Here is an 11906-nt window from a genome sequence, read left to right as displayed (position 1 = left end):
GCCTCGATCAGATCACGGGATCCACACGCCCGAGGCGTTGAAGGTGTAGCTGCGGCCGTTGATGGCCTGCGTGCCGGTCACCATGGCTCCCGAGGGGGACAGGTAGTACCAGGCGCCGCCCAGGTTGATCCAACCGGTGGCCATCGCACCGGAGCCGCGCAGGTAGTACCAGGTGCCATCGACGATGACCCAACCGATACGCATCGCACCGTTGTCACCCAGGTAGTACCAGGAGCCGCCGATCGCCTGCCAGCCGGTGAGCATCGCGCCCGAGCCGTGCAGGTAGTACCAGGTGCCGCCCAGGTTGATCCAACCGGTGGCCATCGCACCGGAACCGTGCAGGTAGTACCAGGTGCCACCGTCCATGACCCAACCAGTGCGCATCGCGCCGTTGTCACCCAGGTAGTACCAGGTACCGCCGATCGCCTGCCAGCCGGTGAGCTGAGCGCCGGAGGCATCGTGGTAGTACCAGGTGCCGCCGTCCATGACCCAACCAGTGCGCATGTAGCCACGTCCATCGAAGCGGTAGGTGCGGCCGTCGATCACCGCGGAGGTGTTGGCCGGGTAGGTGCCGTCAGCGTTGCGGTACCACCAGCCGATCGAGTCCAGCATCCAGGCGCCCGAGGGGGCAGGCTGGGGCTGGGGCTGCGGATCGGGAGCAGGCTGCGGATCGGGCTGCGGCTGAGGCTGTGGCTGTGGCTGGGGATCGGGCTGAGGCTGTGGCTGGGGCTGCGGATCGGGCTGTGGCTGTGGCTGGGGATCGGGCTGAGGCTGAGGCTGTGGCTGGGGCTGCGGATCGGGCTGCGGCGCGGGCTGCGGCGCGGGGTCGACCCAGGGAGCGGGCGCTGTCACATCGTGCTTCACAGACTTGACGACAGCGATCGTCGTCGCGCTTGCCTCGGTTCCGTCGGGCAGAGTAGCGGTCAGGTTCACCTGATCCCAATCAACGACGTTACCGCCGGTGATCGTCGCGCTCTTGCCGTCCTCGGCCACCTTCAGGATGACCACGCCGTCATACTCGAGGCTCCAGGACAGGGTGGCATCCTTGAACTTCTCGGGCAGCAGCGGCTTGAGGGTGACAGTCTCGCCCTCCTCGATGTCCGCGCGAAGGTAATTGACCGCAATCTCATCCTTGCCCAGCTCGCTGGCGCAGACCTGGACGGTAGCCATCACCGGGTCGAAGGCCGTGGGATCCATGTAGTCAGCGACGGCTCGGACGTCCGAGCAGCCCTCCTTCAGGGCAGTCACGCGGCCCGAGCGATCATCGACATTCAGGACGTCGATATCGTCACCAGTCCAGTTGACTTTCGTCATGTTGGCGTTGTCCGGCTTGTGCGTGACGCCGATGTACGTCTGCTGACCGACAGTCATGTTCAGCTGACCGGACTCGATACCGAAGTCGAGGGAGCTCATGGCGATGGGTTCGATCGCGACATCGGCGCGCTTAGACGGCAGACCGTCACTGCCCCAGGCGACGAGCCTGACGGTCGCGGGGAGGGCATCGGTGTGGCCGGCCTGGGACCAGGCCGCCTGAATGTCGGAGAACTTGATGGTGAAGAGGTAGTGGTGAAGGCCATCGTCGGTGACATTGCCGGGGAAGTCGACGACACGATGGTAGAAGATCGCGTCGGTCGCGGGGTCACGCAGGTCAATGCTGGACAGCCCGGGATTGTCAGTGACGGAGAAGGTGACCTGACCGCCGATGCCCTCGCTCGTGGTGGCGAGGTTGGAGATCATTGGCCCATACGCGTCGGGTGCGGGGGTTGCTGCCAGGGCAGGAGCGCCGAAGGCGACACCAGACGCTGCCATTGCGCCGGTCGCCAGGGCTGCGATCAACGCCCTGTGAAATGTGTATGACATGCTCACTCCAATGTTGATTCATGCGAGCCATACCGACCGGTTAGGTTCATCGGCTCACAATCCGCACGATACTGCGCAACCAGATACCTAGCAACGGCTTACTGGCTTACCATTCAGTAGCTACAAGGCATTCTGAGGGGAAATTAGGCACCTCGCAGCGCTCCGGTCAGCATAGTTTCAACACAGTCTCTGACCAATGCACATATGTTCAATGACAAAAGCACATATGTTCACCGAAATGCGCCCGAAAAAGCAAACTTCTCGGTCATAGAGATTTCATTTGACACGGTAAATTCCGCGTAGAACCGACTGCAAGTAGCACGTCATAGGCCACGCGCTTGACAAACAGATCAGGACGCGCTGCGCACACCTACTGGCGGTCAGACAGCTCCAGGTTCGCCCGCACGACGATGCCGATACGACGGACCATCGCCTCGTCCACCCAGGACCCGTCGAGGGCCGCCAAGCGCGGGTGGGACGGCGCCTCGTCGAAGAGCCGATCAAAGCCGAGGATCGCCCTCCACAGGGGGATCAGTTCCTCGTTATAGGTATGGCCGTGGCCGCCGGGGGCGGTGCCCGCGACGGGCAGGTCGGCGAGCACCTGAATGAAGGTGACGAAGCGCGTGAACTCGACGAAGCGGGACACATCGCGCCCCGCCCGCTCGCGCAGCCAATCCGGCTGATTCCACAAGAGCTTTCGGTTCCACCACACGACCGGGTCGGAGGGGTGCTGAGCATAGACGAGGCGCGGGAATCTCCACGGACCCAGCTCGCGTCCGTACAGGTCGGTGCGCAGGTCGGAGGGTTCGTTCACGAAGCGCACGCGCCGCCCGTTGTAGACGACGGGCGCCACCTCGGGGCTGCCCTTGTGGCGCTCAGCCGTCAGCTCGGCATGCATCGGCGTGAACGCCGGGGTGCCCACCCACAGGGCGCCGTCCACCTGCTCCAGCGCCTCCTCGACCGAGGAGAACACCGACTGCGAGGCGAAGGCCCCCAGGGACTCGCCGCACACGAAGAGCGCGGGACGGTCGGCCTCGTCCATCGTGTCGAGCTCGGCGCGCACCGCGCGGAAGAGAGCGGCCGACGCCTCCTGCGCGGGCTCGAGGCCGGTCAGCCAGTTGAGCGCCGACGGCACGTAGGAGTATTGCAGCGAGGCGGTCGCGCAGTTGCCGCGCGTGAGGAACTCGAGGGGTTGGACCTGCCACTCGTCGACCCAGCCGGAGCCGGTCGACGCAGCGATCAGGATGACCGCGCGATCGAATGCGCCCGTGCGCCGCAGCTCGGCGACGACGGTCGCCGCGGCCACCTCAATGCCCGCCCCGCCCGTGGGCATGCCGGAGTAAACGCGGATGGGTTCCATGGCCTCGCCGCCGCTGACCTGGGCGATGTCCAGGCGCGAGGGGCCTCGGCCGAGGAAGACGCGCCCCTGCCCTCCGACCGACTCCCAGGTGACGGGCGAGGCCGGGGAGGCGGAGCGCTCGGGGACGAAGGGCTTGTAGATGCCGCGCGCGGTGCGCGTGTTCATCTGCTCGGCGTGATGACGGAAGAAGCCGATGCCGCCGCGCAGGATCACGTTCGAGGTCAGGAAGAAGACGATGACGGTCAGGATCGCGACGCCGGCGACGACGGCGATCGGGTGCGGCATGTAGTCACCGAGCGCCGCGATAAGCATGCGTCCGAGACTGTTCAGGGCACCCACGATCGCGATGAGGCACCATGCGACGACGACGGTTCCGGCGGTTCCCAGGAGGTACTCGCCGAAGGTCTCGCCCGGCATGTTGACAAGTCTGGCGGCGACGCGGGCCCGGCGATACGACTGGATGACGGCGTAGAGCCACCACATCGCGAAGAGTACTGCGGCGCAGGCGCGGAAGCCGATCTCGACGGGCTCGGATGCGCGGATGGTCAGGCCCGTCATGGCGATGATGCGGGCGCCCACGTTCTGGACGATGACGCCCGCGACGTACCCGCAGGAGACGAGGACGCCCGAGGCGACCGCGTGCCACGCCCAGGAGCGCGCCATCAGCGACGGTGCCACGCTCACCGCATACATGGCGAGGGCAGCGATCACTCCCAGAAACGACAGACCCATGGTCCCCATTGTGCCAGGGGTGGCCTCGCGCTTCAGGAGGGGCACGAGGCCGACGGTCCCACGCGCGATCGTATTGTCCACGAGCTGGGCGAGTGCGCGTGCCACCACTTCCCGATCGCGCATTCCACGTTCCAGCTCGAATACCCGCAGCATGCGAGCCACGAGCACATCGAGCACTAGCTCGGCAACCCCTGTCGCTTGACAGGCGGTCAGTGTGTTTGTAGGTTGATGGAATGAGCGCAGATGTTGGGTTTACTCCGGGCAGGCTGGTTGAGGCTGCCCGGGGTATTGAAGCTAACGCTGAGCCTTTTTCTCAGGCGGTGTCGATGATCGGCGAGGATGTGACGTCCGCGTCGGAGGGGATCAACGGTCCGTTCATGGAGCCGTTGGGCAATGCGCTGACTATGTGGGGTGATTCCCTGAGTGCGTTGTTTGATGACTTAGAGCGTTTGGCCGAGGCTTTGGTGGGCGTCGAGCGGTCTTTTGGTGCGTGCGAAGAAGAAATTATGCAGTCGTTGGTTCAGGCGACTTCCGGGTCGGAGCCGGGCGGGGATTCGTCGGGTGGCGGCTTGTACGACGAGCTGATGCGGCTGTCCCAGCCGGTATCGTGATGGGGGGTTGTCAATGAGTAGCGATTCGATGCTGGTCTTTGAGGAGGCCTGTGCCACTGAGATGGCTCAGGCTTTCCGTCAGAGAGTCCTGGTGGTTAAGGATTTCATTCCTGATGTCAGTGCTGACATTAGGGCTGCTGTGGGCGATTGGACGGGTGAGTCTCGTCAGGCGTGCGATGGCGCGCTTAAGCGCCTGGAAAAGCGCGGTGAGGAATTGGCGGATGTGTTGACGGCGGCAGCTGAGGCGATGGAGAAGATCCTGGCGGAGGGTCAGCATGCTGAGTCTAAAGCGTTTGCGTGCATCGACGGTTAAGGATTGGCGATCGTGAGTGATTTTAAGGTCGATGTGGAGGCCATGTCCTCGTTCGTACAGTCGTTGTCTTCTTTTGAGGAGGCGGCCAAGGAGTACGACGTGGAGGATTGGGTGCCTAACTCGGGGATGCTGGAGAATCCTGAGGTGTGGGAGCGCACGAACGCGTTCCAGGACACGTGGGAAAAAGGCACGAACGACTTGCGTGATGAGATCAAGGCTGCCTCCAGTGCGGTCAGTGGCGCTCTAGGTGCTTATAGCGAGTACATGGATAAGGCTAAGGAGTACATGACGACTGTTCAGACGGCTGCTGAGGCGCTCGGCCAGTCGCCCGTCGTTGGTTCGGGGGCGTGATCTGACGTGGGTGTTGTTGCCCGTGGTGCGCCAGTTTTTTCGATCGGTGGGGATCCTGGTGGTATTTCGACGCGCGCCGCGGTGATGATGGCTCGCGCCGACGAGTTCGGGAATATCCATTCTGGTTTGTCCTCCCTCAACGCTGATGGGTGGGAGGGCCGGGCGGCGGATCATTTCCGTTCGAAGTTCAAGGTGCAGGTCCAGGGCTGGGTGGACGCCCAGGAAGCGTTCTCGTCGGCGTCCGAGGCCTACTCGTCGTATGCGTCGACGCTGGCGTCGGCGTAGTCCCAGTGTGATGGGATTCGCGTCCGTTGGGAGCAGGGCCGCGACGCGGTCCAGCAGGCGCAGAACAATCAGGCTGATGCGCGCAGCGAGGCCGCCGCATATGGTGTTTTGCCCGTGTTTGGTGCCTCTTGTAATGAGGGTCCGGGCCGCTCGGCCATGGCGGCCGCAGAAGCTGATTTCCAGACGCTGGTCGATCAGGTCAACGAGGCCGGTGACCTGCTGATTACCGCATTGAATGCGGGTATTACGAAGCTGCCCGAGCGCACGTGGTGGGATGCGGTGACCCGCACGGCTGGTTCGATCCTGGGCGGCGCCTTCGAGGCCGTTGTCGAAATCGTGAAGCTGGTATGGAAGCTGAGCGGCGGCGAGGGCATGTGGGACTTCGGCCGCGTACTCATGGGCGACATGACCCTGGAAGAGTACGACATCAAGCATAGAGAGATACCCACCGAGACGTTGGCGGCCATGGCGAAGGCGCTGTGGAACGATCCCGTGGGCTTTATGAAGGCTGTCGGCAAGTCGCTGATCGACTGGGATACGTGGACCGACGATCCCGGGCGCGCCATCGGTCACCTCCTGCCCGACGTGGTCCTCGCGATTGCGACGATGGGTGGCAGCGCCGGCGTGTCCGCCGGCGAGAAGGCCCTGACCGGCGGAGCTCGTGCTCTTCGCATCGGTAAAGAGGTCATCAAGGCTATTTTGCCTATTAGCCCCGACGATATTCGTTCCCTGGCTAAGCTCGGCAAGAACCTGGTCGGCAAGCTGAGCGCCCACGGTTTGAATACCGCGGCGGATGTCGTGGATCTGGCGAACACCGCAAAGCACCTGGCCGGAGCAGCCGACCACGCTCACGACGCCGCTCAAGCCGTCAACGGCATGGCTGGCGCCCTGGACGGGGTCGGTGACGTGGGCCGCGCAGCGAGGTCTGGTGGGGCCCTCGGGGATACCAGCCACGCGACACACGCAGTCGGCGGGGCCGCCGATGCTGCTGGTAGCGCCAGCCACGCGACGCACGCCGCTTCTGGCGGTGGCGGTATCGCCAGCGGTGCGAGCAGTGCAGGCCATGCAGCTTCTGGTGGCGGTGGCTTCGCCAGTGGCGCGAGCCATGCCGCAAACGGTGCCGGTAGCGCCAGCCACGCCGCTCACGCTGGCGGCAACGCCGCAGACGCTGCAGGCAACGCCAGCCACGCCGCTCACGCTGGCGGCAACGCCGCAGACGCTGCAGGCAACGCCAGCCACGCCTCGCACGGTGGTGCGGATGTCAAGGATTCTGCTCTTCCGCCCACGGATCCGGGCCACCGCTCCAACGGTGTGTCGAGTGCGGCTCAGCCCGCCGCGACGCCTCATGCGTCCGCAGCCGGCGATGCTGGCACCGCCGGGCATGCGGCTCCCGCGAACACTGCCCCCAGCGCGTCTAACAGCGCTCACAACAACGCGTTCATGAATGCGGATACCGGCGGTGCCACCCACGGCGCTGGCAGCACCGCCAACGGCGCAACCGGTGCTCCTGCGCCCGGCGCAGGGACACATGGCGCTCCCGCGACCGGCGCACCCGCAACTGGCACCCACGGCGCACCCACTACCGGCGCACCCGCCGCTGGCTCGCACGGCGGGGCGTCTGGCCACGGTACTGCTGGCGGCTCGCCCGCTGCTCCCGTGCGTAACGACGGTGTGGGTGAGCGCGTCGCAACTGCTGAGGCTATTCCGCAGAAGAAGCCCGTTGACCCTGACAAGATAGCTACCGGTTCGCGCACCGATTTGGGTGCCCCGGCGAACAAGATCGATACGCACGCTGGTGGCAACCAGAAGAACTTGGATCATGTGGATGTCACGCCCGGTGATTCCGACAAGGTTCCCAACGGCCAGTACCATCCTGTCGAAACCGCAGGTGGTGCCCGCCGCGGCGGCACCGACGGAGCTCCGTCGTCTGCCGCGGTCGGGCCTGACGCTGCTGCTGCAGCTGGCGGGAATCCTCCGCGGAAGCCTGATGATTCTTACCGTGTTGGCCCTGATCGTTCCATGACACCTGACGAGGTCGGGTCTCAGGCTCCCGCTGCAGTTGGCGGGAAGTCTCCGCGGAAGCCCGACAATTCGTGGGACTCCGACGGCTTCTCGACGAACCGGGACGATTTCGATCTTTTTGGCTCTGAGAACAGGAAGGACTCTTCCTACCTGGATTACAGCTTGACCCACGCTAACGGTGAGACGCGCGGTGCCGATGAGCTTGTCGGCGCGGGCGTTGGTCGTAGCGAGGCCAGCGTGGGCGCTCAGGGATCCTACGAGCGCGCTGGCGCCTTCGGTGGCAGCGATCCGAGCCGTGTGAGCCACGGAGCGGACGGCTTCGGTAGCACCGCAGATTTCGGTGCGACCGCAGGACATACGGGTCACGGCGCACACGGCGTCAGCAATTCTGCTGATGTCGGTGGCGGCGTAGGCGATGCGTTGCGTGGAACGCACGCTGCTGGCGCCCCCACGGGCCAGGGCGGTGGCCATGTTGGTGCTGATACTGGCACCCACGGTGGTTCATCGGCCCCTGCACAGGGGCCGCACCGTGCCGATCCGGGCATGCCCACCGGTGATACGCAGGGCGTTTCACGCGCTGATTCCACCCCCGGCCACGGCGACACCCCCCGGGCAGGGCAGGGTGGAGACGGCGCCCCCGACGCGCTCACCACCCCCAAGAAGGAAACTCCTGTCGGCGACGCCCTGGGCGGCGACAAGCAGCCGCATAGCGGAAAGCATGCAGCCGACACGCCTGCCACCCACGCGGACGAGGCCGCCGACACCACGAAGGCTGGCCACAGCTCCGGCGACGCACATGGCTCCGGTAAGGCCGATGCCGACGCCAAGCAGGGGCACGACGCCGCCGAGCACACGGACGCCGACCCGACGACGAAGGACCACTCCGCCAACGGCAAGGCCAACGACGCCGCTGATTCGACACGCCACGGCGACAAAACCGAAGCCGACAAACCCGGCCCTGATGCACCCGAAAAGTTACCCTACAACGAGATCGCCGAAGACCTTAGAGGCGAACCCACCCGGCCTGCTAAGACCACCCCCGAAGACCCTCAAACAGTCGACGACTACGCCAAGGTCCTCGACAACAACTACGAGGCCAACCGCGCAGCCACGGCCGCCCCAGATGCACTCGAAAAGTCGCCCAACGACGACATGATCGAAGAGCTCAGTGGTGACACGCAGCCACATGGCGGAAAGCATGCAGCCGACACGCCCGCCACCCACGTGGACGAGGCCGCAGACACCACGAAGGCTGGCCACGGCTCCGGCGACGCAAATGGCTCCGGCAAGGTCGATGCCGACGCTAAGCAGGGGCACGACTCCGTCGAGCGCGCGGACGCCGACCCGACGACGAAGGACCACTCCACCAACGACAAGGCCGACGACGCTGCTGATTCGACGCGCCACGGCGCCAAGACCGAGGCCGACAAGCCCGAGGCCGACAAGCCCACGTCGGACAAGTCCCACAAGGAAGACGACACCGCACACCACGACGACGCCGAACACCCCAAGGACACCGACGACAAGCACACCACCAAGACCGACGACGCCGACACGCACAAGTCCGACAAGGACTCCGACGGCAAGACCACCAAGGATTCCGGTGGGCACGCGGACGCTGACCCCAAGGCGAAGGACCACTCCGCCAACGGCAAGGCCGACGACGCCGCTGACTCAACGCACCACGGTGACAAGACGGAGGCCGACAAGCCCACGTCGGACAAGTCCAACAAGGATGCTGACGGCACGTCCGACAAGGACGCCGACGGCAAATCCGACAAGGACGCCGACGGCAGCACCCGCAAACACAACGGTTCCACCGACGGGCAAGGCTCCGGCGGGGGTGACGGCAACGGCTCCGGCGGAGGTAACGGCTCCGGCGGGGGTGACGGCAACGGCTCCGGCGGGGGTGACGGCAACGGCTCCGGCGGGGGTAACGGCTCCGGCGGGGGTGACGGTAACGGCTCCGGCGGGGGTGACGGTAACGGCTCCGGCGGGGGTGACGGTAACGGCTCCGGCGGCGGGAAGCGTCCCCTCACCGTGGAGGAAATTGAATCGCTCCCGCAAGCTCCGAATCACAAAGTGGCGACCCCGGAAGCGGTCAAAGCGTGGGTGGACGCATGCATCGAGCAGATTCCGGATCTGTCGCATGAAGAGCTAATGGCTGTCTACAACTACTCGGGTCCGCAATATAAGCTGATCAACGGCTGGCTTCGCGACCCATCAATGGCTGTCCCGGCCGATATCCCCAAGACAGTTGAGACCCTCAATGAATTCCTCGACAGGTTGCCGCCACATAACAAGGCAGTATTCCGGGGAACGAAGGTGCCCCAGCATATTCTTGACGAGGCATTCCGTACCGGTGTCTACCGTGACCCTGCGTTCTTCTCAACTAGTACGAAGGCTGAAGTGGCAGAGAGGTTCATGAATAGGCTCAAACCCGAACCTGGGGAAACACGAGTCCTGTTTGAGATTGAAGAGGCGTCGGGTTCAAATATCCGCCCGATGTCCATGTATGCCACGCAAGATGAAATCCTTTTCAAGTCCGGAGTTGATTTTGAAGTCCTAGATAAGACAAGACACGATAACGGAAGTTGGACCATCAAACTCAGGCAGAGAGAGTAGGATGCAGCTATGCCCGTCGCTGTGAATGGAAACGTTAACGGAGCACAGTTGTGGATTGCCGACCATCATTGGTGGGATTACCCAGAGATCTGGAAGCTCCCTAAGCGCCCTGAAGACGGCCAGCTCGACTGGGAGCGACTCTTCCCCCACCAACGCGACGTCATCCGTCGTTTTTCAGCCACGCTCCGCACGTTATCGGGTCTGCCTGAGGCGCTGCCACGGGTGCCCTACCAGCCTTTCGGGACCCCGAGCCCACAGGGCTGGGTGATGCCTATCAGTTCCGGTACGCGCAGTGAGCTTCGGCACGGCATACGCAACTCTGGAGGCTCTATTGTCTCCCATCACCCCATTCGCGGGACTGACACGTTCGCTCTCCTCGTGGATCTAGGCTGGGGCAATCCCTGGTTTGTCGTCCGTGCAGACGGACACCCTTGGCACGCTAATCCTTGGGCAGACAATACGCGAGTAGGGTCCATCTGGGTGCGAGTTCTTGCCTGGGAGCATAGTTCTCCTGACATTCCGCCATTCACCGAGATCGCCGTGCCGCCGCGGACCGTGCCTGGGCAGCTGCGCACGATCTACGTGGATCGATACCCCGACGATCCTGACCTGTACGGCTCACTCACACAGCTACCAACCCCGGCAGAAGAACGCATCGAGGTTCGAGATGTCCCCGTGTGGTGGAAAGAACCAGAATATCTTTGGTGGAAGCACTTTCTTCAGCCAGAGCCAGGCAACCCAGATAGTTTTTGGAACGGTCCTAACACTCTCGACGAGCGCAACGCTTATACGTGCATCGTCCAATACACAGGCCTGCTCCGCGATTGGACATCACCGTACGTCCTGCCCGACTACCTTGCACGCTTTGACTAGAAACCACAGGAGGAATCATGAACGAAGACAACATCAAAAGTCTCTTGACTCTTCTCGAGTCACTACCCCCGACCCCGTCGGTGACCTTCCGCGGATACGTCGACACATCCATCACGGAGCCGCGTGCGATTGCTTCTCCCGTGCTCACGGCAACATCGCATAACATTTCGATTGCGACAAACAACCTGGCGGTTCCGCAGGTCGCTATTTTTATCGGCAAGAACGGACGAGACCTCAGCACACTCATGATGGGCGCCCCCTCTTTCAATCTCGAAGAGGTCACCTACATGCCCGGCTCCTACTTCTACGTGCATGCACCTCAGGAGCTCCTCGGAGTGACCATCCAGCTGTACGAGGAAATGCGTCTGACCGAAGGAGGAAAGAGCCTTACCCCCACCCGTGTTCTCGACTCCTGGACGCCCATTCTCATTGAGTTTGAGCCCGCACTCCGTGCTGCTCGCAGCCAGCGCGTCGACCTGCCCGAAGGCGCATCAGAACGTTTCCTCGTTCCCGTGGGCTAACGCTTCAACACGAAGAGAGTCGGCACTGCCGGACCGCAAGCTGATGGGCAACGATGACATCATCGATTTCCTCACCCACAAAACCGACAATACACTGAGCGCAAAATGCGACTATTTTACATACGCGCGCGCAATTGCAGTCGCCGCTTCAGCACGCCGCGTGTAGGTAGGATGAGGCTAGCCTGCCTCGATGGCATAATCGGAGCAGGCCCCGACCTAGCGAAGGGAGCCAGTCATGTGGGAAGAGTTTCGTAGCCTCGCGCTCCCCTGGGCCTGTGCTGGAAGAGTTCGACGATCTCATATCCATGCTCTGTGCGAACTCTTCAATCGTGCGCAAGGAACAAGACGGCAGG

General features: G+C 63.6%; 8 protein-coding genes and 1 pseudogene. 7 read left to right on the top strand and 2 right to left on the bottom strand.

Annotated elements, in window-relative coordinates:
- Positions 1 to 12: 12 nt before the first annotated feature.
- Both O3656_RS05115 and O3656_RS05110 read right to left on the bottom strand, forming a co-directional pair.
- A complete protein-coding gene (locus O3656_RS05115; RefSeq protein WP_500062922.1) occupies positions 13 to 1860 on the bottom strand; it encodes a hypothetical protein in 1848 nt (615 codons plus the stop codon).
- 370 nt (positions 1861 to 2230) lie between these two features.
- Positions 2231 to 3961, bottom strand: coding sequence for an alpha/beta hydrolase (locus O3656_RS05110; RefSeq protein WP_500062921.1), 1731 nt, complete (start codon positions 3959 to 3961; stop codon positions 2231 to 2233).
- Between the two features lie 36 nt (positions 3962 to 3997).
- Between O3656_RS05110 and O3656_RS05105 the strand changes: the two are divergent.
- The 7 genes and pseudogenes from O3656_RS05105 to O3656_RS05075 all read left to right on the top strand — a co-directional run.
- Positions 3998 to 4132 (top strand): annotated as a pseudogene (locus O3656_RS05105) (cation diffusion facilitator family transporter); the annotation flags it as partial.
- A gap of 53 nt (positions 4133 to 4185) precedes the next feature.
- Complete coding sequence (locus tag O3656_RS05100; RefSeq protein ID WP_500062920.1) at positions 4186 to 4563, top strand: hypothetical protein; 378 nt, start codon at positions 4186 to 4188, stop codon at positions 4561 to 4563.
- Positions 4564 to 4576: 13 nt separating this feature from the next.
- Entirely contained in the window at positions 4577 to 4876 is a 300-nt protein-coding gene (locus O3656_RS05095; protein WP_500062919.1) for a 1-deoxy-D-xylulose-5-phosphate synthase, read from the top strand.
- 12 nt (positions 4877 to 4888) lie between these two features.
- A complete protein-coding gene (locus O3656_RS05090; protein ID WP_500062918.1) occupies positions 4889 to 5227 on the top strand; it encodes a hypothetical protein in 339 nt (112 codons plus the stop codon).
- A 6-nt stretch (positions 5228 to 5233) separates the two neighbouring features.
- Positions 5234 to 5512 (top strand): putative T7SS-secreted protein, encoded by a 279-nt coding sequence (locus O3656_RS05085; protein WP_500062917.1) that lies wholly within the window; start codon positions 5234 to 5236, stop codon positions 5510 to 5512.
- Positions 5513 to 5668: 156 nt separating this feature from the next.
- A complete protein-coding gene (locus O3656_RS05080) occupies positions 5669 to 10159 on the top strand; it encodes an ADP-ribosyltransferase (RefSeq protein WP_500062916.1) in 4491 nt (1496 codons plus the stop codon).
- Between the two features lie 890 nt (positions 10160 to 11049).
- Positions 11050 to 11553 carry a hypothetical protein gene (locus tag O3656_RS05075; RefSeq protein ID WP_314736653.1) on the top strand — a complete coding sequence of 168 codons (504 nt, stop codon included), beginning with the start codon at positions 11050 to 11052 and terminating at the stop codon, positions 11551 to 11553.
- Positions 11554 to 11906 lie beyond the last annotated feature (353 nt).

The organism is Pauljensenia sp. 27098_8_83, assembly GCF_041432695.1.
GTDB lineage: Bacteria > Actinomycetota > Actinomycetes > Actinomycetales > Actinomycetaceae > Pauljensenia.
Note: the sequence above shows the minus strand (reverse complement) of the source record. Positions and strands in the feature narration are given on the sequence as shown.

Coding starts and splice junctions, on each gene's coding strand:
- O3656_RS05100 (WP_500062920.1), top strand. CDS start 4,186: ATGAGCGCAGATGTTGGGTTTACTCCGGGCAGGCTGGTTGAGGCTGCC.
- O3656_RS05110 (WP_500062921.1), bottom strand. CDS start 3,961: ATGGGGACCATGGGTCTGTCGTTTCTGGGAGTGATCGCTGCCCTCGCC.
- O3656_RS05080 (WP_500062916.1), top strand. CDS start 5,669: ATGGCGGCCGCAGAAGCTGATTTCCAGACGCTGGTCGATCAGGTCAAC.
- O3656_RS05095 (WP_500062919.1), top strand. CDS start 4,577: ATGAGTAGCGATTCGATGCTGGTCTTTGAGGAGGCCTGTGCCACTGAG.
- O3656_RS05075 (WP_314736653.1), top strand. CDS start 11,050: ATGAACGAAGACAACATCAAAAGTCTCTTGACTCTTCTCGAGTCACTA.
- O3656_RS05115 (WP_500062922.1), bottom strand. CDS start 1,860: ATGTCATACACATTTCACAGGGCGTTGATCGCAGCCCTGGCGACCGGC.